Origin of the sequence: Flavobacterium sp. LAR06 (assembly GCF_041946075.1) — a bacterium.
Lineage (GTDB): Bacteria > Bacteroidota > Bacteroidia > Flavobacteriales > Flavobacteriaceae > Flavobacterium.
Window position 1 is genome coordinate 1 of sequence record NZ_JAUTYT010000020.1, and the last position, 23,436, is coordinate 23,436.

The window sequence follows — 23,436 nt, forward strand, 5'->3', positions numbered from 1 at the left end:
GCTGTTAAATCTACTTCCGCTCCTGTTACCCCGTTTACCGTAGTGGTTAATTTATCACCAATTACAGTATTGGAAACCGTTGTAGCAGCATTTAATGCCGTTGTAATATCCACAGGTGCTGCATCAACGCCATTTACTGTTGTGACTAAATCCTTACCAGTAAAAACATTGCTAACAGATGTCGCGGCAGTAACAGCAGCTGTTAAGTCTACTTCCGCTCCTGTTACCCCGTTTACCGTAGTGGTTAATTTATCACCAATTACAGTATTGGAAACAGTCGTAGCAGCATTTAATGCCGTTGTAATATCAACAGGCGCTGCATCAACACCATTTACTGTTGTGACTAAATCCTTACCCGTAAAAGCATTGCTTACAGATGTCGCGGCAGCAACCGCAGCTGTTAAGTCTACTTCCGCTCCTGTTACCCCGTTTACTGTAGTGGTTAATTTATCACCAATTACAGTATTGGAAACTTCAAAATTACCAAGGGTCTGATCTCCCTTAATATACTGAGCATCAGTTCCAATTGGCAACGGAGTATACTTAACTTTTTCTCCTGAAACAGAAAGCAATGTTTTCTGTTGAGCAACCATCGTTACACTTCCCCCTAAAATCAATATTGCTAATAATTCTTTTTTCATGTCTAAATTTGTTTAATAAAATTTTTAATTGTATTATATTTTTAATTGTATTTCTTTTATATCATCTTTAATTACCTGACATACACAATAGTAATTTTATCCCCTGCAACCAGGTCATAATTATTATTTGCTGTGTTACTATAAGTCAGATCTGATCCCGTTAAACTAATCGCTGAAGAATCAATTCGAACTCCGTTAATATACATGGCAATCGAATCCGAAAGCGGTGTACCCGAAATAGGAAAAGCACTTTGACCATCTGACGCTATTAATTCGTGCCTTATGGGAGTCAACGACGGAAGAGCTTGAGTCAAATCGACAGGAGAACTTGCTACACCATTTACATTAGTAATCAAGACCCCACCAGTCAAAGTATTAGATACAGTTGTCGAAGCATGTACCACATCTTTAATAATAATTGTATTTGCAGGATTATTGATAATATCGGCAAAATTATTTGTTACATCCCCCACAACATCAATATTTACAACCTTATTTTTCTCATTTGTATGGGTATAAACACCCTGCCCCTTGTTTACAAGAGTCGTCTCTGTCTCGCTGCCTTTTATAATAGTACTCATATCAATCACCTGAGTATTTCCCGAAGCATCAACATAGCTAAAACTATTGTTCGTAGAATTATACGTTACAGAACCTGGAGCTTTATTAATAATTTTCATAATAAGCTCCTCATTAGCCGGATTGTTAATTATGGTATCAAAATTTGAATTCACATCACCTACCACATCCACATGCGTAATACCTCCGTCTTCATTGGTATAGATATAATACCCCTCGCGATTAGCATCTTTAACCAGGGTTGAAAGCTTATTACCACCCCCAGCTTGCGAAGTTCCTGTCAATACTCTTATCCATTTTAAATCTGCTTCCAGCCAAAAATAGTAACCGGGCATCACTTCATTATCTCCCGCTCCGGCGGTCGCAGTATTATAAACTAAAAGACTGTTTACATTTCCGGACGAAATAGTAATTGAATCATCTTTTCCCTTAAGGGAAACCTGAGGAAACAACACTCCTTTATTACTTGAAACAATTTCTAGCTGAGCCGAAGGATTAGGCAGCGCAGTACCAATACCTACTTGTGCATTTGCTGTAAATCCCAATGCCACTAAAGCCGAAAGACAAATAAATCTTCTTTTCATAATTTCATTTTTTAATCTTTTTTAAATAAACATCATTATCTAGTAAAAAAGTAATCTGCATTTAATTAACTTCAAACAACTACAGACACCAGTGCCCCTAGATCTTAAATTGTTTATCTTCTTTAAATCATAATAAATTTTAAGTCTTAACTTCTATTTTACACATCACTTAAAACTCAGTGCAAAATTATTTTTAATCCCCCTCTTAAACCTCCTGAAAAGGTCATTAAATCACTAGTATAAGCCATATTTGATAAAAAGAGCACATCAATCATCTAATTGCTATAAAAAAACCAACAAACAGAAATACATCCCTTTAAACCAATCCATTAAACCCCAAAATATCAATCTAACTAAGGAAACAAGTTAACAACAATGCAAAGTAATGGCACTTTTTCAAACAAAAACACCATATCGAGACACTAGAATAACACAAAAAGACTTTTGCGTCATTTAATTACTTGTCGCACTCTTAAATACCAATTTTTCAATTCACACGAAAAATCATAAAACCCACAAGCTGCACACTATGCAGTTACAGCCTTGGCAGTATTTCAGTAAATTCTAAAACAAAAGACACCAAAGAGAAACTTTAACCAGAATAAAATTTTTGCAAAGAATTACAGTCCTTATACTCAAGACATTCATTTTACCGACCCTGACAAAAAAAAAAAAAAAAAAGCGACATACAGGTATCACCATGACACTTAGAACTATCAAGTGATATTAAGCTCACTACTCATATCGTCCAAATAAAAAATCCTTAATTCCGACAAACCAGAAATAAGCATTTTACTTTTACCGATTTTCAACAAACCTTATAATTCAACCCGAGACCACGACAACTACAATCGCAAATTAATCTATCTGATCGTTTATCGATTCCTAGATCAATACTCAAAAAAACTACAGCACCAGAAAACCATTTCAACAAGAATTTTAATTCAATCGCCATTAAAACAGCTACACTACCGAGCACAATAAACATAATACACAATAGTCGGATTATACACATTAATTACAGGCACAAATAAATTTAGTCGTATACAAAAAAGAACAATATCGTACAAAATTGAATTATACAACATATAATATTTATCAACTTTTAACCAAACCGGGATAAATTATTTCAAACCAACAGCACACCTTCAGCCATTACAACACCCTCGCAAAACCTCTTGAAACATTTATCCAACTCACTACAATCCAAATCCAATCCCTAGTATTCCTTATTAATCACGACAGCAAACTGTAAGCACTAAAAATTCAATTTCAGATCATTATTAATCATGTTTTATTACATCCGTTCATTTTTTTCCAAAAAACCGACTCTTCAGGATCAAGTATATATGAATATTTTTTTCTATAATAAAGATGAGATGTATCAATATGCCTAAAAGAATCAACACAAAACAAACTAAAAACAATCAAGCAGCAAACAACAACTTTCGCCAAAATACAATTCTCTCAAAAACATATAAAGCTAAGCAAAAAAAACGACTTAATGTAGTATTATTTAGACCTGACAAGGGGACACTTAGATAGATTCAGTTTTATTTTTGCAACCTTCGTTTATACAAAAATTAACTTATAACCAGGCATCGTATCTCAAAATATCAACCATTGATATGATTATTCGAGCATACAAATCAAAAATAAATTCGGTCAAAAAATGGTATAAAAACATCCTAAAAACTATATAAAATAAACAAATTATGAAAAAGACAGTTCACTACGGAGCAGATCTAGACTGGGTACAACCCCTCGCCGAAGAATTAGAAGGAAGAATAGATGGCAACTTTATACGGGTTCCTGAAAAAATACACACCGGCAGCCGTTATTATTTAGATTGCACTGGCGGTATAGTAGCTTTATATCTGGATGTGGTGTATCACAATGACATTACATTTATTATAAAAAATAAAAAAACAGATTTTATAACGCTTTACTACAATCTCAGTGAAGAAGATTCAGAATTAATAATAAATAACAATAAAAATAACGTGGGGATCTGGGCTTACAATTTATCTGTCCTTGACAGCACTACCACATTTCAACATAATGTCAAAGCAGGCACAAAAACATTCATATTATTCATTTTTATCAAAAAAGAAACAATTAATTCATATATAAAAGAAGATATTACCCTGCAACAAAGGACCATGAAGATATTGAATCCTAAAAAAAGCCCTTTAATAGACTGGGGAAGAATGAGCAGTCATAGTCAACAGGCCATAACAGAGCTAAGAAAACTTAAAGTTGGAGGCACCGTATTCGATCTCAATTTAATGGGGACTGTGCAACTATTAATTGCCAATTATTTATTTAAAATCTCTGACAATGAAATAATCACTCAACTATCGGATCAGCCAGATCTGCCTATTGTTATTGAAATTCAAAAATTCCTAACACATCGGCTCAACGGGCTTTTCCCGGGCAATGAAACAATCGCCCGGAAATATAACATATCCGGCACCAAATTAAAATGCTTATTTAAGCAAATTACAGGCCAAACAGCAAACTCTTTTTTCATGGAAAGCAAGCTGTTTAAAGCCAAAGAAATTTTGGAAAAAAAAGAATTATCCATTGAACAGATTTCAGAACAATTCAACTTTTCAAATCAGTCACATTTTACCACCAGATTTAAAAAACAGTTTCGAATGACCCCAAAGGAATATCTTCAACAATTATAAAAATGATAGAGTTAAAACACTATTACTCCCTTACATCTGAATGGCAATATAATTTGGCGAAAAAATTACAAACAAATCTAATTAATGACAAAATACTCATATTTCCAAAAAAAATTGGCCATGGTTTAATTTACTTCTCAGAGGTAGTCCCAGGTGTATCCATTGCATTGTTTGATGTAGTTTTTACCACTGAAGTGACAATAAAGAGGCTCAAATCAGAAGACAACTTTTATATTATACAATACGACCTAAGCGATGAAATCAATAAGATTATCATTAAAGACAAGAACGATAAAACCATGCATAATGGAGATTCTGTTTTTACCGTAATAAACAATCATTCCGAAAGTTCTTTCACACCTATAGTTGGTAAAAGAACATTTACCTTACGTATGCTAGTCGACAAAAAAACATTAAACAGTTATATAAAAAAGGAAAAAATAGAAGCTAAAACAAATGATATTGGCACTGAATTGCTTTTTTTTAAAAATGCTGATAGCAAAAGTCAGGTACTGATTCATTCCATAACCGAAAAATCAATATTTGACACAGAATTTGATTCCTACATAAAGGGCATAACTTTAATAATGCTGGCAAACTTTATTAGCAGCTACGTAAGCCCCCTTAAAAATAAAATTACCCGAATTGAAAGGGAAAGCATTTTAAGAGTAACAGAATATTTATTGAATAATTTATACGAAAAATTCCCGTCAATAAAATTCCTATCTCAAATAGCAGGCATGTCAACCACAAAATTTAAAACAGTATTTCGTAAAATACATAACAAAGCCCCTAAACAGTTTTTTAGTGAAAAAAAATTACATTTAGCAAAAGAGTTACTCTCAAGCCAAAAATATTCCTCTCCAACCGAAGTAGTAAATGTATTAGGATATAACAATGTAGAATATTTTAATTCTAAGTATTTCGAATATTTCAAAAAGAAAACCTCAGATCATTTTATCAAAAAAACTTAATAAGTTTTGAGATAACCAACAATAAATTCTTCTTAAATCTGTCATTTATCAATATGCTACGAATATTCAAACCCAAATACCTGTTAAAAGACTTACTTCCAAACCAATACATTGACATCCACAATCATTTGTTGCCCTCAATAGATGATGGCCCAAATACCGCTAAAGAAACAATGAAGCTTATCTCCCGCATGAAAGAAATAAGAATTGAAGGCGCAATAGCCACACCACATACCTATATTAAGTATTGGAATAATACTTCTCATAACATATATTGTGCATACGGTATTGCTAAACAAATCGAACCTGGTAAATCATTTCTCAAAGGTTATGCTAGCGAGTATATGCTTGATGCATCTTTAGTAGCCAGATTAAACAAAGAAAAACTGCTATGTATTCACGATACGTACATACTAGTGGAACTACCCTATATGGGTTGCCCATTGAACCTATATGAAATGTTATTTGAATTGAAGTGTAAAAACTATAAAATCATAATAGCGCACCCTGAACGTTATATTTATTTTCATAATTCAATTGAAAAATTTAAAAAACTAAAGTTATTTGGTGTTTATTTTCAACTTAATTTGCTATCATTAATTGGGTATTATGGCAAAAGTATTCAAAAAATAGCTGAAAGCCTTATTGAAAATGACCTGTATGACTTCACAGGAACAGATATTCATAACGAACATCATATAGACCAATATGCAACCAAACCAATTTACTTCAATATAAACAAAATCGGCGATTTACTACGAGCGAATAGTCTTTTTAACAATTAGACTATTCAGAGGACTTCCCAATAATCTAAAACAATATACCTGATACCAGAAATCATATTTTTAAAAAAAACAAATTCCAGTAAAACAACTAATTGCTACTAAAAAACCAACAAACATTCAATATTAATTACATGGATACTGTTCTAAATAGAAAACAATGACCATAAATATAGAACGCGAGATTTAAAAAGTATAAAACCTGTGAATCTTTAATTGAAAACTTTGAATATCAAAGATTCGATGAAGATTTATTTATAAATGGTTTTAAATACTCAACACACCTCCACTATTTTTCTTCTTTATGATATTTTAAAATCCACACGGCAAAAAATATAAATGTAAATTGTACTTTGTTGAACAATTTTCAACACCTTTACCTTCATCCACATGGCAATAAGAGTTTACTTCATTCGCAAACTTGATAATGGATAGATGGCAAAGCAACGAATGAAAGAGATGAAAAACAGAGAGTACATTTATTCTTATTCTATGAATTTATTTCTAGACTGTGGATGAATGATATCTATAAAGAAGATCCTATTCAGAACGATCTTAAAAAAAAAATATTTCTATAGAAGCTTCCCAAGTTAGTGAGATTAAATTATAGACAGGCTAGGTTTTCATGCACTTCAAAAATTGAAATAGCTCAAAAATCAAAGATTTTTAAGGTAAAATCTATTTACTTTCTCAAAGAACCTAACGAGTATATTAACGCTAAAAGTGCTTTTTATTAGGATGCTTCTTAAAAAGATAAATGTTTTTCATTAGAACTAATATTGAAATTAGAGTTCGAATATATGGAAGATAATTTTCTGAAGCGTACCTATAGTGACTTTTTCCATTCCGTTTGCTAAAATACAACAATAAAGAGATCTAAACACGAGCTCTATATCATACCAGGAAGAAACTATTACGCCAGCGCCCCTTTAAAATTTTTGTTGCTATAGCTATTAAAAAGTTTAGGCTACGCAAATAACACTAGTCTGATTACCTAATATTTTATAGATTACTAAAAGTAGCTTTATAAAATTTCAAACGTGTAACGAGGCTTCTCAATACATTTTTTTCCCATTCCTGCATAAAAAACACTCGAATTTGCACGCCTACCACTATCATCAGTTCGAGTGGCGTTAAAGAATTAGCCACTTAACACTTCAGACTTATAATGGTAAGATTATGTCTTAATGAGGAATGTTTCTGTGAAAAATTAAGTATTTTTGCATCTAAATATATAAAATAATCCTACAAACATATAAAGTTATGAAAAGAAAGTATTATTATTATTTCTTTATTGCACTATCATTTAATACTGCATACAGTCAGGTAGGGATTGGGACAACAACACCCCATGCATCGGCTATATTAGACATCTCGTCTACCAATAAAGGGCTGCTCATACCTCGCCTGACTACTGCTCAGCGTAATGCGATAGCATCGCCGGCCGCGGGATTGCTAGTATATAACACAACAACCCATTGTGAAGAGTTTTATGCCGGAGCTGGCTGGATATCCATGTGTGAGCGAATAGAAATCACCGTGCAGCCAGTAGCTCCAAGCGTGCAATGTGCTGGCCATGACACCCGGTCAATATCTGTGATTGCAACAGGGGGAGGAACACTAACCTATAAATGGTATAGAAACAATGTCCTCCTGACAAATGGCCCGAACATATCCGGCGCAACAACCAACACGCTGAATATTGTTAATCCTCCTACCGCGGGTACATTCAACTATCACGTAGTCGTAAGCTCCAGCACAGGCGGATCTATCTCATCCAACACCGTCACCGCAGTGGTAGGTATCCCGAATCCACGCCCGACGGCCAACCCAACCTTCAGAAGTACTTCGGGCTATGCAAATTACATTGACCCACCAGCTGGGGCGATCATTTCGCACATCCCTTCGCCATGGCGAGCCAATGCCTATGGCTGGTTTACCCAAAATGGAGAAATACCTGAACCAGGTGGATCAGCCCATGTAACACTACGCGTGCCTGCATCCTCATCTTGCCCGTCTTATACATATGGAGTTACTATATATTGGTAATTGGCTATTTGGGTACTATAAAACATTTCTTAGGTTAAACGCTATTTGTCGACCCTGCAAAATTCCAAACCAATAAAATACTAGATGAATATTACTTTATAAATTTACACCCTATTTTATTCAATCAAATAATTACAAAAACCAGTAACTCTTACATTTCAACTAGTAGTATTCAAAAGCATATACGTATTGACATCAATAAAGAAAGTGAGAAATGAAAAAACTACATTCCATTTCTCACATAATTCTTGACAATCTTCGTCTAAGAGCTATCAATTGTAACTATACAACATTCTCAATTTAAAAATTCAGCAATTTTAGCATTACTGTTATTTCATTTGACTTTTATTCAAATGTTTGCCAAAAAACGTATTGCTCTGATAGACTAAGCGTCTTACATGGATCACGCGTGAAATAACAAAAAAAAATTTTTTTTTTAAGGCTCAGCTTTACAATTTATTAGGTTGAGGGGTAATTCTCAAATAAGGTTTGACTTGTCGATGCCCTTTAGGAAATTTCGCAGCAATATCGCAATTAGGAATGGATGGCACAATCACTACATCTTCTCCTTCTTTCCAGTTTGCCGGAGTTGCTACATTGTAGGTGGCGGTCAGCTGCAGGCTGTCAACAACACGTAATATTTCATCAAAATTTCTTCCTGTTGACGCGGGATAAGTCAGTATAAGTTTTATATTCTTGTCTGCACCAATAACAAAAACAGAACGTACGGTGAATTTATCATTAGCATTTGGATGAATCATGTCATAAAGAACTGCAATTTCTTTGCTTTGGTCAGCTATTATGGGGAAATTAACAATTGTATTTTGAGTCTCATTAATATCTTTTATCCATTCCAGATGAGATGTCAGTCCATCAACACTCAATGCTATAATTTTTGTACCTCTTTTAGTAAACTCAGGATGATACTTAGCTGCTGTGCCCAGTTCTGTAGTACAAACTGGCGTAAAATCTGCAGGGTGGGAAAATAAAACACCCCAGGAGTCTCCCAGCCACTGGTGAAATTGAATCGGTCCGTTAGTTGTTTCTGCTTTAAAGTCCGGAGCTAAATCCCCTAATCGTAATGTAGACATAATTTTATTTTTTAAAGTTAATATAGTTACGTTTTATTAATACAATTATCCTTCTGAAAATTTAAACCCGATAATTCCTTAAATTAGTCGGTTTAGTGTAAAATAAAACATTCAGAACACAAGTGATGTATTTGCGTCTGCACTTCCGGAACTGAATTTTTAAAATCATACAAAATATTTTTAAAATTGCTTTCATTAGGTTTGAATAATACTCAAAAAAGACTGCTTTTTTATTTTTTGGCATTCGTGGGCAGCTAAAATTTGAAATGATCCAAACATGCCCATTAGATCAGAAAACATAAATTAGTTTTACAAAGTTGAATGCCTGCAGCTAAAAGCCGATTGTTCAACTAACTGAAAATGCAGAGAGTAAAATAAATGCAATAAAAATAAAAAATACAGTTTTAAACGTCATTAAAATAACACAAAAAGACTTATTTGTATTATTCCATTGGCTTGAATGACTTTGAACTCCAAAGTGGCTACCAAATGCATTCATTACCATGTACATCGGTGGCTTAAGACCGTGATTGCTAAAATAAAACAGAAAAAAGAAGCTTGTGAGCACTAGAAATAAAATTAGTTTTCATGTTAACTTAAAATTTAACCAGCAAAATAACTGATGGCTTAATTTTTCAATGATTACAACAAGGCAGAACAATCTTGTTATAAAGCCCGTTTTTGATAGTATCTACAAATTCAGGTTTTAAAAAAAAATTAGGTTTATTCTCGAATACAACCTTATACTGACTGAGCAAAAACCGGACATAAAAGCAATCCCCGGATTATTTTACATCCGGGGATAACTTTATAAAAATTAACCTTTATTTTTATTTTATTGAACCGGAACTGGCGGTTCGCCTTGATTATAATGATAAATCCCATTGTAGTCTCCCTTTATTACAGATTGGTCAGTAAGAGTAATTTCATATGTAAAAGCCAACGCTCCCGGATTTCCTGCAATCATAGGTTCGCATAGACTTATATTCATCTTAGCCGCAGCCACAGTTGATCCATCGCTTAAAATTCGCTTGGAATCTGCAACAATATCGAAGCCATAAATACTGTTAGTGCTCATCTTATCCTTCAAGTCATAAACGTCCCCAGCTTTAGGCAAAACATATTCACCAAGATAAGTAGTAATATTAAAAAAAAGGTAAACATTCGTACTGTTCTCTGTATTATAAATCCTTATTGCACATCTATGAACTACACCACCCTCGTCATCATTTTTTATAGGTCTAAGATAATACATTGTTGCGTTATCAGTAGAATAGGCCACATTTTTAATCACTATAGAATTATTAGCTGCTACAGGTGCTTCTACCCTAACCGTTATGGTATTACTCACTAAATTTCCATTTGTAGCATGCAGGGTATAAGTTCCCACGGCAGTGGGAATATAGACAGCACCTTCAATGACGGTATTATTTGCGAAAAAAGTAGTCGTTGCCGTAACATCCTGAGCCAGATCGGTCAGGGTTGTTAGTGTTATCGATTCGCCAAGGGTAATAGTACCGATATTGACAGATAAAACAATTTTGGTTGCAACAGACAGTGACGGTACATCACCACCATTATCACAGGCAGTAAAAAGAGCAGTGCTGACAAGAGCGAGCAAAAAAAAAGGTTTTTTTCATAAGATAAAATTTAAAGTTTTAACACACAAAATTATACGTCATTCCGGAGTTTGCTCTTCCCTTGAGGATATATTTATAGCAAGATAAGGCAGCTGTAGCAAGTAAAAGAAAAACCAGGGCTCAAGATCACAGCGTATATCTTTTCTTTATGAGTAATTTTAATGTAAAGGCACTAATGCCTAAAAACACATCCTGATTGTCAAGACAATCAGGATGTGTTTATTTTGTTTTAAGCAAAAGGGATATCAAGATTAATAACCCTTTTACAACCAATTAAAAAAGTCAAATGCATATGTAGATAAGGATGCAAAGTTTACCCCATTTATTATGTGTTTTTTTGGTCTAGCTTCTCTTTTTTTATTTTTTAGCTGAGCTTTTGCTGCCATTGACATAGATTTATTTAAAAATACTCATTTCTTCATTATAAATAGGACTATGTATGCCTAAAAAATTTAAAACACTGTGAAAAACATGGTTCTGGGTCAACATTTTATTATCTTTGAGTTGTTTTGAATCATCAGATAACCAAACAATAAATGGAATTTCATATTGTTCTTTCGGCGCAATACTTAAAGGTAATCCGTGCATGTACAAATTTTTTTCTCCTAAGGATTCTCCATGATCTGAAACGAAAATCATTGCACTATTATATTCTTTCAATTATTTTAAATTTTCAATTACTTTAGACAGAATATAATCCGTATAAATAATAGTATTATCATATGCATTGACGAGTTCTTTTTGCGAGCAGTTTCCTAATTCAACACTATTGCAAATGGGTGTAAAAACCTCAAATTGAGATGGATATTTTTTATTATAAGCAGGTCCATGACTTGTGCTTGTGTGCAATACAATCAATATTTTATTTTTTTTGCTTGCTAATATTTGCTCTTTAAGTCCGTTTAAAAGAATTTCATCATAATTAAAATCTTTATCTTCATAAGGTTCCATTAGAGTTTCTCTATTTTGGTATTTTTTTATATGAACAGGGGGTTCTCCCCAGTTTGTGGTTCTCCAGATGACTTCTACACTATTTCTGTATAAATAGTTCGGTAAAATTTCATATAATTCATCAGTATCAGCGTAATCTAAAATAGCTTTTACACCAGCAGTTGTATAGGTAGCACTAGAAACGGCTCTAAAATGGGATAAATTAGGAATTTTGGAAAGTAACGGGTTTGTTTTTTTTTTGGTATCCATATAAAGAAAAATTTTGGCTTCTTGCAGATTCTCCTATTACTAATACCACAACCGATTTTTTATTGTCTTTTATTATAGCATTTGGCAGTAAAATTTCTTTTTCATTTTTTTTGTATTTGTGAATATAAAAAAGTGACGTATTAACAGAATATGACCAAGGCATCGCAAGTCCTCCCAATATTTTCGAATTCTTATCAATCCATAACCAATTGCCAGCATTAACAAATACTAGCGTTAAAACGAATAAAAAGGTAACCAGAGAGGTAATTAAAAACTGTTTTAATGTAACGTTAATTATCTTAGTCTTACTAATATAAATGGAAGGAATAAAACCAAGGAGTATTACGTAGGAGATTAATTTTACCGAAAAATAACTGCTAGATTCTTGATAATTACTATTCAATACATTCCCAATCATGCTTTCGTCTATTATAATATTGTATGTATTTATAAAATAAATTCCAATTGCATTGACAATAAAAAATAGGATCAATAAAAACTTTCCAACAAAACGTGACAGAAAAAAAATCGCGTAAAAAATAAAAGCATTTAAAAATAACGTTAAAGTAATCAAACTGACAATCAGAATAATGCCATTGAAGCTTTTATAATCAACGTTATCGAACACAAAATTATAAAATGGAAAATAAAAGAATACAAAATGAACCAAACTTATTAGCAAAGAAAAAGGAGCTATTTTTAAATTATTTTTCAACATATAGTTTAGTAATTTGATATAGTGAAATAAATAAAGCAGTTAATGAAAAATAGAATATTATTAAATTTTCATTTAATATTTTGATAATTATCCAAATACCGCAACCCTGTAATAATAGCATAAAAACCGGATAGTATTTTTCATCATTAATCCAACCCCAAATTTTATATTTTCGACTGATTAAAATACCTAAAAGCCCGGAAACATATCCGATTGCGCCACCAAAAATGACATCTAGAGGATAATGTGCTCCAACTGCTACTCTGCTAAAAGCCAGAATGATTCCTGTTATAATTATGAAAAAAAACCATAAAATTTTATATTTCTTTTTTTTTGGAATAAATGCAAAGAACAGAACTGTAAGTGTGAGAAAAATTGTGATTGAATGACCGGAAGGTGAACTATTGCTCCCTGATAATGTTTTCCCTATGATAACAAAGGTACTATTATCAAATACAGCTGCTGGTCTGGGTACTGCAAATATTTGTTTAAGCATATAAGAAGATACAACCGCAACAAGTGAAGCTGAGATTAGTGGCTCCCAGATTTTGGATGCATAAATGATAAAAATGGTTAAGAATGATAAAAAAATTAGAGGGTCTCCAAATTGAGTAAGGTTGTATTGTACATTTGGGAATTGCGATAAACTTGAGTTAAGAAAAAAAAAGTACCCCTTTTGAATATCTATATACTTTTCAACAGATAATGCGTTTTGATTATAAAGAAAAAAAACAATTATAGTTAAAAAAATAAAGGGAAATAAAGTAAAGAAAATTTGATTTTTAAATAATTACTGGTAACGATAGTGTTCATTCTTTGTTGTTTATAGATTCATTTGATAATTTTATTTAAAATATACGTTTACTATTTCAATAACTTCTTAAACAATTTTGGCTAGTTAAATATCCCGTCCTAAGATTACCGGGCCTAGCAACATAAGAAAATTGTCATAATGAGCTTTATTCAATAAGTTCAATATGTTCGTTAAGAAAAGCATCACTTTAATAATCCTTTTCTAGTAGTTGATGTATTGAGATTATGAAATAGACGCAGTGTTTTTTATCGAGGCAAAATTCTTATTATTAGAATTAGGAATAACACGAAATAAGACATAAAAATACGGTCAGAGGCCTTTTTTTTTCGAAAATAAGTCGAATACTTATCAAGATGTCTAATCCAACTTTTGCAGCTTTGTATGGTTTTGTGCTTTTGGCAGTACTTCAGATTGGTATGTATCAAATGTGTTGATGCTTAGCAATTTGATTAAACATTTAGGCATAATCAAGGATTTAATATTATACCATAAAAATTAAACCAATCCTTTGAACTGCCTCCAAAAAGTTATACACTATTTGAGGACTCTATATACTCTCCACAACATTGTCGGGCAGGACCATCATTTTATCAAGTGGTATATCCAAAACGGATTAGGCTTTAAAAGTTTTAAATCAGCCGAAAGAGCATTGAACGGAATTGAAGCTATGCATATCGTAAGAAAGAAGCAGATGATTAGACCTGTGACAACCATGTTTAAATCATTTTTGTAAATTTATGGGTAACTTTTAAATTACTTAAAATCTAATATTAGATTCTGACAGATTTAACACAACCTTCTTTTACTCTTTAAGTATTATAAATTTGTTAAAGTCATCTTGTTGGCAATCGGCAGAATGAAAACCGTATTGATCCCGCGGTGTGCTTTGGAACAGCTTTTATTTTTTTTTACAAAATATATAGCTATCATAACATGTAAAAAATCAGCAAAGCTAATTGATAAGCAACGAGAGTTTGCAAGTCAACAACAAGTGCTTACCGATCAAAAGCAGGTTTTTATAAAAACCCAGGAGAAATTAACTGAACATATTTCAAAAAATAACAATCCTTTACTAACGGTTTACAATCGTATTAAATGAAAAGCGCCTAAATCGATCCCCCTATGATTTAGGCATTTTCGTTGATTAAACAAACAACAATCAAGTAAATACTTTTACTTAGTAATATTTTCTTTCGTTGGTAAAATACCTAATCGTTATTCGAGACCTTCGATAATTTTTGCCTGCAATTCTGATTTTTCTCTTAGCATTTATAATTCTTTCTTCAGCTTCTCTAATTCAGAGGTATTACTGCTATTGTGGGTTTTTAATCATTTCACCCAACCCTGTTAAAAGCCATCTTTCATCACTGGATGGAAATGCTTTTAGGATTTTAATTACGGTGTCATAACCTGGATTAGTGTGTTTTTTTTTAAACATCGAACTCAATGTGCTGGATGTTACTCCGATTATTTTTGCGAACGAGTTTGGGTTCAAACTGTTCTGATCTACTATGTTTTAATCCTTTTATTTATAAAGTAGTCCCTTGTAAAAATTATTTACAACCATTAAAAACAACGTATTTCCGTAAACACCTATGCAATTGGTAAAATTAATATGGAATGCATTTGTTTAATGAGTCTTGAATATATCAAATACCATCATCAAATAATCTGTTAAGCTTTAAAAATGAAATTAAGACAGGCAATTTAGATAGGATTAAAAAGCCCCGAATTAGAGCTAAAATACTTTGGCTTCATCGAAAGACATTGCATACACTACCATCGTGCGATGGATAAATAACAATGATGACTTCCTTACTAATGAATGGTGCTTAGCGACTATCGAAAAAGAATCAGGAATAGACAGGCGTGAGTTTTTTAAAATTAATTAATTGTGCCTTATTGTTGTGTTTTAATGTCTTTAATAGCTAACTAAATCATGGTCCCTTTATGATATTTGCCAACCACTAGTAGGATAGTAGGAATAAATTTGTTTTTGGTAAAAGCGCCTAACTCGTGGTATGTTAGGCGCTTTTTTACACATACTATCAGCATAATAAAGAGTATTTAATAATTTTAATTAAAGAGAATGAGGAAAATTTTATTATTTGGATCAATGTTTACAATTCTATTGTCTTCTTGTACCCCTTCTCTAAAGTATGTTTATGATTTAAAAAAGCCAGTTAAATCAAATAACTTAGAATATAGTGACGAAAAAATCGAGGCTTCATTTATTGTTAATAATGCGGATATCAATTTGTCCATAAAAAATTTAACTGAGCGTCCTTTGAAGATTGTATGGGATGATTGTTCCTTTGTAAAAAGTGGTGAAGCCCAAAAAATACTTCATAAAAACACCAAATTTATTGATAAAGAGAAATCTCAACCGGCAACAACAATACCACCAAATTCACTTATAAAAGATATTGTACAGCCTATTGACGATATTGAATTAACTGAAACAATAACTCATAATCATCGAGGTAGGGAAAGGCATAATTTAACGTGGAGCACAACACCATTTTTTCCTGTGCCGCGCAGGATAAGTTCGCATAAAATTACAGTCGATAAATATTATAGGCCTTTGATCGGAAAAACTTTAGGTGTGTATTTGCCAATACAATACGATAGTAAAACGATGGAATATTTTTACGAGTTTGAATTGACAGATATTGTATTGGTGAAAGGTAAGAAGCAAAAAAGAATTTTTAATTAAAATAAATCTATTAAACATGATTAGATTAGCAATTTCCGCGGCAATATTATTAACCGCATTTATATCAATGATCTGCCTGCCTGATGGTACTATTTTCTGAAGAATTTGGAGACCAGAAACAGGAACCGACTCAAAACATCCCCAGAGAACTAAGGATTACAATTAAAGGTAAAAAGTGACAAACGAAGAAATCGACGCCGCTTTATTAACAGCATGTATTGGAGCTGTTCTGATCCTTCTGAATATTTCATATTGAGCTTATACTCAATAAGTATTATAAAATAACTAAACAAAAAATGGAAACACAAGAACCGAAGAAATGGTACGAAAAAACAGGTGTGGTTGTTCTTTTTCTAATATTTTTTTTCCCAGTAGGCTTATACGCTTTATGGAAAAATTCATCAATTTCAAAGAAATTGAAAATTATAGTTTCAGTATTTTATGGACTTATGATTATAGCAAGTATTGGAAGCAAGAACAATGATGCAGAAGTTAAAAATAACATAGGAGCCACAAACAATGTTGAAAGCAAATTCAATTTAAACAAAGAGAAACAAAAGCATTTAAAGACTATTGCCCGGAAATCAGAAAGAGGTTTAATACAAAATATGAAGGATCCTGATTCATATAAAAATGTAAGTAACGATTTTTATTTCTTAAACGACTCCATTTATTTTATTAACATAATCTATTCAGGTACAAATAGTTTTGGCGGAAGAATTAGAAGCATCTATACTCAAGAAGGAGTTTTAAGTTTTATAAAAAAAGATTCAACGTTTGTTTGCAGGATTACAAATGAAAGTTTCAATTAAAAAAGAACTGTTGGTTTTACGTAAAATTAGCCTATTTACCTAAGATATCCCGCCAAATCTATTGCAACTATTATTTACTTGCTTAACTACAATGAATTTGTTCCGGCAATAGAAAACAGACCGGTTTGCTGAAAATTATGCAATTACTCTTACACATTATGTCTGCTTTTCTGCCATCAACAAGGCGAAAATAAATTGACCGGGTTTGAAGTTGAACGCAAAAAAAATTTTATACTTGCCATTATAAATATTTTTCCACGAATGTATATAAAATATTTGTTTGCCCGACAAATACTAGTTGATTAAACAGGTAAAGCATTGATTTTTATATCATTTAACATCAGAAATCGTCAGGAGTTTGATTTCCTCCTCAACTCGAGCCCTAATTACTCAATACTGAAATCTGATAATTCCGTACCATCTGGCAAGGTAATCATTAAAGTTGTTTTTGTCGCCGCTCCTGCATCAGGTGTTTTCTGTTAGTTGCCCGCGACAGTTGTAACAATTGTCGGACGCAAAAGCTCCGTTGAATCAACGTTAAATTTCTCGTCAGCTATTTTTTCAGCTCGTTCTTGTAATTCAACTACCCTTGCTATCTTTTAACAATCTTGATACTGCCTCATTAAGAGTTTTGTCAGTCATATTAGCAATATAAAAGGCGCTTCTATACGTATCAGATGCATTATCACATTTGACGTATTCAGTAGAAACTATTTGTCGTTTTGCTGTTCGTTTCGCTAACATGTGTCTAGTTGTTATTTTAAAGCTAATATTACTATGTATGTAGTTTCATCATTTATATAGTCCTCACCCATTTGACCACAACCACTATCATAAATTGGCAACTTCAATTTTCATTGGTTGAAAAGTGATTTTCTAGCCTTTTTTATTATATCGTAAATATCATAATTTACAAATTGATTAGAAATTTTTTCAGTGTAGTAAAACCTACTTTCACCTAATCTTAAGTCATTTTTCAGCCTAATATATGTAAGCTTTCTATTTTTACGATTGTTTTTCATATTATATAGTTTCAATCAAAACCCAATTGATAGCTTCCTCAACATCAGACAAGCTTTTAACTTTTAGTTTTATACCATTGACGGTTGAGTCTAAATGCTGTAATTCAAATTTTAGAAAATAGCTAACAATTAAAGCGTAGTCTTCGTTTCTGATTTCCCACCAATATTTATAATGTTTCTTCTTGCGAAATACTTTTTTTATATAACCAAGCTTTTCCAGTTTTTCTTTGCTGAGGATATCGTGTAATTTCTGATTCATGTTACATCATGTTAATTAGCATCACAAAGTTACTAGATATTTATAAAAAGTAATATCTATTAAACCTGTTATAATTTAGGACTTGTAAAGACGCAGTTCTGCCTAAAACAAGCCTTTTAATAGCATTTAAATGTCCTTATTATACATATATATATATGTATTGTATTTAAATTCTAAAATTATAATTTAAATACAATACTATGAAATTAACAACAAAACTAGGGTTGGTTCTTGTTTTTTGCTTGTCACAACTTCTTATTCAATGTAGTGCTGACGAAAAGACAAATGGAGTACAAGTGCCCGTAGAGCAGGATACAGAAGAAATTATTAAACTTAAAAGTTTTATTTCAAAAAGCATACCTATTGAGTTAGGGAGAATTGTTTATTACCCAAAATCGGAAATGTTTGTTATTTCTGGTGACATTATAATGACATTAGAAGAAGCTAGGGAGAACTTTATTAAATTTGAATTAAAAAATACAGGTAAAACTAAACAAGTATATAGTACTATTTACAGGGTCTTACCAGAATATACTTCAGCAATAAAAGTTTTTATATCTCCCGAAGTTGAAATAGGTTGGCGAGCAGCAGCAAAAGAAGCTATTAATGTTTGGAATACTACAAACACAAGCATAACCTTATATCTTGTAGAAACTTCAGTGGATTCAGATGTACAAATAAAAGCACCTGAAATTGTAGATGAATGTTTAGCAAAGGCAAAAGCTCAAGCCTCGTTACCAACCGGTTACGCAAGAGCAAGTGTTTTGATAAACAAAAACTATAATTTCCTAAGTAATCAAAGTAAATTAACGACAATGGTTCACGAGTTAGGACATACTCGCGGATTGCTTCATACAAATGAATATAAAGAAAATACAAATGAACGAATAGCTCCTTGTACTCCTTTAATAGATCGGTTTTCCGTAATGAATGGATCATCTCCTTCTAATTGGACAAAGTTAAATTTTTATGATGTTCTTGCAACTAGCACATTATATCCAATTGGCGCAATTAAACATTACCCGCATGATCAGAATACAAAAAAACTATATAGATATAAAAAGAATCAGTTCTATTTCTATACTACAGATCCTTGCGAAGTAATTGCTGATAGAGACGGCTATGTATTTGATAACGATGGAGGCTACGTTTATTCCACTCAAATGCCAGGCACCGAGCCACTATACCGATTACTTAATGGCGCTGCATTTCCCGATCATAAATTAAGTCGAATCCAAAAAGATGCAAACGATGTAATTCTAGGATATATCTATCCTACTCAGCATTCAGGAACTACGCCGCTTTATAGTAATATAGCAAGCTATGATTACTTCCCAACAGTTAATCACTATTTATACACTACAGTTTCCAATCCCGATGTTATAAAAAAAATAATAGTAGGATATGTTTTAACAAAATAATTGAAATATAAAAAATATGGAAGCAACAATTGAATTTACTCTACTATCATATGATGTAGATAGGGGACATAAAGAGGTAAAAGAAACCTGGAAGTATATGGATATGAAGACCGCTGGCATATTGGGCCAGTTAAAAAAGAAGAATTTCTTTTACCAAATACGACTATGATACATTTAAATAAAGATTGTAATTCGGCTATTGTGGATTTGCAAATTATTTGCCAAAGTTTAAATGTAAAGCTGCTAAATTCAGTGGCCGTCAAAGCTAATGATATTATTGGAACTAAAATAAAACCACAATATAATTTTACGCCCGTTGGTTAATATTAAAAGCCAATAAAAACCATCTCACAACAAAATTCGATACGTTTTTTTATTTGTCGCCTATTTTGGTTTTAATGTTTTGTTTTTAAGGGAAGGAAAAAATTGCCCTTATGCTTCAATTTTCTTTCTTAAGTTGTGTTCTAGAGCCATCAATCCGAACTCTAATTCTACTTTTTGAAGTCCTTTTAAAGAAAACAACAAGAAATTATTGACAAGCGACAAGCAACAAGAAACTTACAAATCAACAACAGGTTTTTATAAAAACTCAGGAAAAACTTATTGAGGAGATTTAAAAAAATGACCGGATCCATTATTTTAATGTCTTTATATGGCTTTTAAATTTAATTAACTTAAATACATTTGCCAAATACTAGTAGGATAGTAGTAAATGGACTTTGGTAAAAGCGTCTACACGTGAAAACGTTAGGCGCTTTTTGTCCAATCCAAAAAGATCAAAAGTATTAAACAATTAAAATAAAAAAAATGAAGAAAATTTTATTAGCAGGCTCTATAGTTCTTTTATTGGCAGGTTCTGTTTATGCTTTTAATCAAAATGATGCTAAATGTACAGGGTCCGATAATTGTAAAGCCTGTAAAAACTGTAAATATTGCAAGCATTGCTCTAAAGACGGTAACACATGCGGAGTTTGTAAATAAATTAAAAAAATGAATAAACTTTTATAACAGGATTGCTGATTTTTTTCTATACTATCATCAAATAATTAATGATGCTGAATATGAAATCCTAACCAAAAAAATAAAAGGTTATCCGATATAGCAAAAGAAAACTAACGTCCCGAAAGATGACTCTATAACAATCGATTATCTTAAAAAATCATGCTGAAATTATAAAGCAGTGTAAGGCGGATGATTTTGGTATACCCGAAAATAAATCAATTATAAATAACTTACATTAAAAAAATGGCAAATGAGTAAATTTCAGAAATAGCTATTGGAGCATACATAGCTATTACACTTTCAATAATTGGAACACCATGGGCACTTAGAATCAATGAAAGATTTAATAATCAAAATAAAATTGTTAATGAATTAAAAACTTTAAATAAAACAAAATAAAGAAAATCTTATAAGGTTTTACAATGTTTATACGCATTGCAATTAATGCTCACTTAAAAAAAAGGAGCCTCCGGCGATTCTTGTAAATCAACCTATAAACATAATGATTTCGAGAATGTCGATTCATATTCAGCCAAAGGAGGTCTGTCCAAAGAATCATGACACAACTTTTAGTCTCTATAAAGATATTTATCGCTTAAGTGAACGATCGCCTATTTATTGTATTTTAAACGAAGGAGGTGAAGGTCGTGTTGTAAAAAAAAAAGACACAAGTTCACTTAATATTAAAAAATGGAGATCAATTAAAAATACCCTACACGGGAAATATCAAGTGTGGAAGAAATTTACAGGCGTTAATTTAAGTAACAAAAATATCGAAATCTTAATTAATAATCCGATATTGAAAACAAGACTCAATTACAACGATAATCGTGCTACTATAGACAAAAAAATACACAGCCAACTTTAAAAAAGTTACAATACATCAATTTGCAGACCTAGATTAAAGACTTTATTAATTCAAACAAAAAGCCCTATAGTTGGGGCTTTCTTTTTATACATAACTCTTAAGATGCATAAAAAAAACATAAAACTACCAAATTACAAAATATAACAATACAAACCAGTAATTAACTGTAAAACACTGAACGCATGTGTTTTGTATTATAAAATCACATATCTTTACTATGGTAAAATTTAATTCAATTATGTTACTTGTAGAGTGAGAATGAAAAAACCTCGAAAATAATTCGAGGTTTTTTTATATTATTTACAAAATCTTTTATACATATGTTGGCACTCTATGTAGTTTATTATAAAGTCACTTACTACTATTATTCAGAATTATACTGCCGTCGGAAGGCAGTCTTTTGTTCTTTGGTTAAAAGCGCCTGACAGTTGATCGTTAGGCGCTTTTTTTGTTCAGAATTTAAACTACCTTGTAATTTGTCTTTATTTCAATTTTTTATGTCGTGATTGAATAGTTGAATATATCAATGGTATTCTAAATTTGCAGAACACTAAGTAAGTGGTTTTTCTTTAGGTTTGTTTTTTTAGTAGTGGATTAGGCGTGTAATATAATATTGAAGTATGATTACACGCTTTTTGACGTAAAAATATCTTAATATAGTATTTTAATGTCTTTATTGAGATTAAACAATACTTTACTTTACTGATATTTGCCACCAAACTACTTATGCAGTAGCAGCCATTATTTAGGATATTTTTTTTGAACACCCAAGTACAAATTTGGGTGTTTTTTTCATGATCAGGTATCGAAAACTAAAAAGCATTTAACAACTTAAATGAACAAGATGAGGGTGGTGAAGTTAAAATATCCATTTGAATGATAAAAAAAAAAAAAAAAAAATGACAGATTCCGCAATAGAAATCGTAATAACAACATCATTAATTGTAGCGATTCCGTTATTAATTATTATTTCATATATGGTTTATATAATCAATAAGGAAGTATATCAAGAATTAAATAAAAACAATAAAAAGCAATAACCCATAAGAGATTGATCGTGCTGTTAAATAAAAAAAATGACAAAACAACAACATCGGCTGTTTCGGAATTTCTGATTCCAATTACTTTATGGATTGAAATGGATCTGAACAATACTATTTGGAAAACAGAAAACGGAATTAGGTACAAGCTGAATAATAACAGCGAAGAATACAAAGCGCTGAGAGAAACAATTGATACTTTTAGGGAAAAGTACGTGCAAAAATAAGAAACAATCGACGAACAGGAATTTGATTTCGATATTTAAGCAACAAGAAATTTTAAACAGTTTGACTTAAACAATTCATTAAAAAAAATCAAAAATGAACAAATCAACATTTATTAATACTAGTGGCTATCCGCTAACTGTGGAAAGACCAGAAGAACTGCAGAAATCTTTTTAAATTTTAAATGCTTTAGGGGATTTAGCAGGGAATTTAACGATTATTTCAGGATGTAAAATGATTGCAAACAAAGTAAGCAGTGGAGTGCTATTTACAAATGACGAGATTATTGAATTTAAAGAAGCTGAC

General features: G+C 31.8%; 19 protein-coding genes and 2 pseudogenes. 12 read left to right on the forward strand and 9 right to left on the reverse strand.

Going from position 1 to position 23,436, the window contains the following annotated elements; genetic code table 11:
* Together Q7C23_RS21440 and Q7C23_RS21445 are read right to left on the reverse strand one after the other, a co-directional pair.
* A pseudogene (locus tag Q7C23_RS21440) lies at positions 1 to 641 on the reverse strand (hypothetical protein); the annotation flags it as partial.
* 71 nt (positions 642 to 712) lie between these two features.
* A complete protein-coding gene (locus tag Q7C23_RS21445; RefSeq protein WP_375034420.1) occupies positions 713 to 1,804 on the reverse strand; it encodes a hypothetical protein in 1,092 nt (363 codons plus the stop codon).
* 1,715 nt (positions 1,805 to 3,519) lie between these two features.
* Here Q7C23_RS21445 and Q7C23_RS21450 point away from each other — a divergent pair.
* From Q7C23_RS21450 to Q7C23_RS21465, 4 genes are all read left to right on the forward strand, one after another.
* The gene (locus Q7C23_RS21450; RefSeq protein WP_375034421.1) at positions 3,520 to 4,497 is read left to right on the forward strand and encodes a helix-turn-helix domain-containing protein; all 978 of its coding nucleotides are present in this window, start codon (positions 3,520 to 3,522) and stop codon (positions 4,495 to 4,497) included.
* 2 nt (positions 4,498 to 4,499) lie between these two features.
* Positions 4,500 to 5,471 (forward strand): helix-turn-helix domain-containing protein, encoded by a 972-nt coding sequence (locus Q7C23_RS21455; protein WP_375034422.1) that lies wholly within the window; start codon positions 4,500 to 4,502, stop codon positions 5,469 to 5,471.
* A 53-nt stretch (positions 5,472 to 5,524) separates the two neighbouring features.
* A complete protein-coding gene (locus Q7C23_RS21460) occupies positions 5,525 to 6,256 on the forward strand; it encodes a tyrosine-protein phosphatase (RefSeq protein WP_375034423.1) in 732 nt (243 codons plus the stop codon).
* A 1,260-nt stretch (positions 6,257 to 7,516) separates the two neighbouring features.
* Positions 7,517 to 8,302, forward strand: coding sequence for a hypothetical protein (locus tag Q7C23_RS21465; protein WP_375034424.1), 786 nt, complete (start codon positions 7,517 to 7,519; stop codon positions 8,300 to 8,302).
* A gap of 449 nt (positions 8,303 to 8,751) precedes the next feature.
* On the opposite strand, the gene Q7C23_RS21470 is transcribed toward Q7C23_RS21465, so the two are convergent.
* The 5 genes and pseudogenes from Q7C23_RS21470 to Q7C23_RS21490 form a co-directional block, all read right to left on the reverse strand.
* Positions 8,752 to 9,393, reverse strand: a complete 642-nt coding sequence (locus Q7C23_RS21470; protein WP_375034425.1) for a peroxiredoxin — start codon at positions 9,391 to 9,393, stop codon at positions 8,752 to 8,754.
* Positions 9,394 to 10,228: 835 nt separating this feature from the next.
* Positions 10,229 to 11,014, reverse strand: a complete 786-nt coding sequence (locus tag Q7C23_RS21475) for a hypothetical protein (RefSeq protein WP_375034426.1) — start codon at positions 11,012 to 11,014, stop codon at positions 10,229 to 10,231.
* Between the two features lie 282 nt (positions 11,015 to 11,296).
* Positions 11,297 to 11,419: a hypothetical protein gene (locus tag Q7C23_RS21480; protein ID WP_375034427.1), complete on the reverse strand. Its 123-nt coding sequence runs from the start codon at positions 11,417 to 11,419 to the stop codon at positions 11,297 to 11,299.
* A 10-nt stretch (positions 11,420 to 11,429) separates the two neighbouring features.
* Positions 11,430 to 12,951 (reverse strand): annotated as a pseudogene (gene eptA / locus Q7C23_RS21485) (phosphoethanolamine--lipid A transferase EptA).
* Complete coding sequence (locus Q7C23_RS21490; protein ID WP_375034428.1) at positions 12,938 to 13,447, reverse strand: phosphatase PAP2 family protein; 510 nt, start codon at positions 13,445 to 13,447, stop codon at positions 12,938 to 12,940. Before Q7C23_RS21490 ends, eptA begins: the two are co-directional and overlap by 14 nt.
* Positions 13,448 to 14,621: 1,174 nt before the next feature.
* Here Q7C23_RS21490 and Q7C23_RS21495 point away from each other — a divergent pair.
* Positions 14,622 to 14,864 carry a hypothetical protein gene (locus Q7C23_RS21495; protein WP_375034429.1) on the forward strand — a complete coding sequence of 81 codons (243 nt, stop codon included), beginning with the start codon at positions 14,622 to 14,624 and terminating at the stop codon, positions 14,862 to 14,864.
* Positions 14,865 to 15,077: 213 nt separating this feature from the next.
* Here Q7C23_RS21495 and Q7C23_RS21500 read toward each other — a convergent pair whose 3' ends face one another.
* Positions 15,078 to 15,260: a helix-turn-helix domain-containing protein gene (locus Q7C23_RS21500; RefSeq protein WP_375034430.1), complete on the reverse strand. Its 183-nt coding sequence runs from the start codon at positions 15,258 to 15,260 to the stop codon at positions 15,078 to 15,080.
* Positions 15,261 to 15,854: 594 nt separating this feature from the next.
* Between Q7C23_RS21500 and Q7C23_RS21505 the strand changes: the two genes are divergently transcribed.
* Together Q7C23_RS21505 and Q7C23_RS21510 are read left to right on the forward strand one after the other, a co-directional pair.
* Positions 15,855 to 16,481 (forward strand): hypothetical protein, encoded by a 627-nt coding sequence (locus Q7C23_RS21505; RefSeq protein ID WP_375034431.1) that lies wholly within the window; start codon positions 15,855 to 15,857, stop codon positions 16,479 to 16,481.
* Between the two features lie 296 nt (positions 16,482 to 16,777).
* Positions 16,778 to 17,293, forward strand: coding sequence for a hypothetical protein (locus Q7C23_RS21510; protein ID WP_375034432.1), 516 nt, complete (start codon positions 16,778 to 16,780; stop codon positions 17,291 to 17,293).
* 1,023 nt (positions 17,294 to 18,316) lie between these two features.
* On the opposite strand, the gene Q7C23_RS21515 is transcribed toward Q7C23_RS21510, so the two are convergent.
* Positions 18,317 to 18,574 carry a hypothetical protein gene (locus Q7C23_RS21515; protein WP_375034433.1) on the reverse strand — a complete coding sequence of 86 codons (258 nt, stop codon included), beginning with the start codon at positions 18,572 to 18,574 and terminating at the stop codon, positions 18,317 to 18,319.
* Positions 18,575 to 18,774: 200 nt separating this feature from the next.
* On the opposite strand from Q7C23_RS21515, the gene Q7C23_RS21520 reads away from it, so the two are divergent.
* From Q7C23_RS21520 to Q7C23_RS21540, 5 genes are all read left to right on the forward strand, one after another.
* On the forward strand, positions 18,775 to 19,995 hold the full coding sequence (locus tag Q7C23_RS21520; RefSeq protein ID WP_375034434.1) for a M57 family metalloprotease: 1,221 nt from the start codon (positions 18,775 to 18,777) through the stop codon (positions 19,993 to 19,995).
* An 807-nt stretch (positions 19,996 to 20,802) separates the two neighbouring features.
* Complete coding sequence (locus tag Q7C23_RS21525; protein WP_375034435.1) at positions 20,803 to 20,976, forward strand: hypothetical protein; 174 nt, start codon at positions 20,803 to 20,805, stop codon at positions 20,974 to 20,976.
* 523 nt (positions 20,977 to 21,499) lie between these two features.
* A complete protein-coding gene (locus Q7C23_RS21530) occupies positions 21,500 to 21,865 on the forward strand; it encodes a hypothetical protein (protein ID WP_375034436.1) in 366 nt (121 codons plus the stop codon).
* A gap of 899 nt (positions 21,866 to 22,764) precedes the next feature.
* The gene (locus tag Q7C23_RS21535) at positions 22,765 to 22,905 is read left to right on the forward strand and encodes a hypothetical protein (RefSeq protein ID WP_375034437.1); all 141 of its coding nucleotides are present in this window, start codon (positions 22,765 to 22,767) and stop codon (positions 22,903 to 22,905) included.
* Positions 22,906 to 22,922: 17 nt separating this feature from the next.
* Positions 22,923 to 23,132 carry a hypothetical protein gene (locus tag Q7C23_RS21540; RefSeq protein WP_375034438.1) on the forward strand — a complete coding sequence of 70 codons (210 nt, stop codon included), beginning with the start codon at positions 22,923 to 22,925 and terminating at the stop codon, positions 23,130 to 23,132.
* Positions 23,133 to 23,436: the final 304 nt, after the last annotated feature.

Excerpts from the sequence above, each read along its gene's own strand:
- Q7C23_RS21525 (WP_375034435.1), top strand. The coding sequence starts at position 20,803 with ATGAAGAAAATTTTATTAGCAGGCTCTATAGTTCTTTTATTGGCAGGT.
- Q7C23_RS21455 (WP_375034422.1), top strand. The coding sequence starts at position 4,500 with ATGATAGAGTTAAAACACTATTACTCCCTTACATCTGAATGGCAATAT.
- Q7C23_RS21495 (WP_375034429.1), top strand. The coding sequence starts at position 14,622 with ATGAAAACCGTATTGATCCCGCGGTGTGCTTTGGAACAGCTTTTATTT.
- Q7C23_RS21460 (WP_375034423.1), top strand. The coding sequence starts at position 5,525 with ATGCTACGAATATTCAAACCCAAATACCTGTTAAAAGACTTACTTCCA.
- Q7C23_RS21520 (WP_375034434.1), top strand. The coding sequence starts at position 18,775 with ATGAAATTAACAACAAAACTAGGGTTGGTTCTTGTTTTTTGCTTGTCA.
- Q7C23_RS21530 (WP_375034436.1), top strand. The coding sequence starts at position 21,500 with ATGATTTCGAGAATGTCGATTCATATTCAGCCAAAGGAGGTCTGTCCA.
- Q7C23_RS21505 (WP_375034431.1), top strand. The coding sequence starts at position 15,855 with ATGAGGAAAATTTTATTATTTGGATCAATGTTTACAATTCTATTGTCT.
- Q7C23_RS21515 (WP_375034433.1), bottom strand. The coding sequence starts at position 18,574 with ATGAATCAGAAATTACACGATATCCTCAGCAAAGAAAAACTGGAAAAG.
- Q7C23_RS21480 (WP_375034427.1), bottom strand. The coding sequence starts at position 11,419 with ATGGCAGCAAAAGCTCAGCTAAAAAATAAAAAAAGAGAAGCTAGACCA.
- Q7C23_RS21465 (WP_375034424.1), top strand. The coding sequence starts at position 7,517 with ATGAAAAGAAAGTATTATTATTATTTCTTTATTGCACTATCATTTAAT.
- Q7C23_RS21535 (WP_375034437.1), top strand. The coding sequence starts at position 22,765 with ATGACAGATTCCGCAATAGAAATCGTAATAACAACATCATTAATTGTA.
- Q7C23_RS21445 (WP_375034420.1), bottom strand. The coding sequence starts at position 1,804 with ATGAAAAGAAGATTTATTTGTCTTTCGGCTTTAGTGGCATTGGGATTT.
- Q7C23_RS21450 (WP_375034421.1), top strand. The coding sequence starts at position 3,520 with ATGAAAAAGACAGTTCACTACGGAGCAGATCTAGACTGGGTACAACCC.
- Q7C23_RS21490 (WP_375034428.1), bottom strand. The coding sequence starts at position 13,447 with ATGCTTAAACAAATATTTGCAGTACCCAGACCAGCAGCTGTATTTGAT.
- Q7C23_RS21510 (WP_375034432.1), top strand. The coding sequence starts at position 16,778 with ATGGAAACACAAGAACCGAAGAAATGGTACGAAAAAACAGGTGTGGTT.
- Q7C23_RS21470 (WP_375034425.1), bottom strand. The coding sequence starts at position 9,393 with ATGTCTACATTACGATTAGGGGATTTAGCTCCGGACTTTAAAGCAGAA.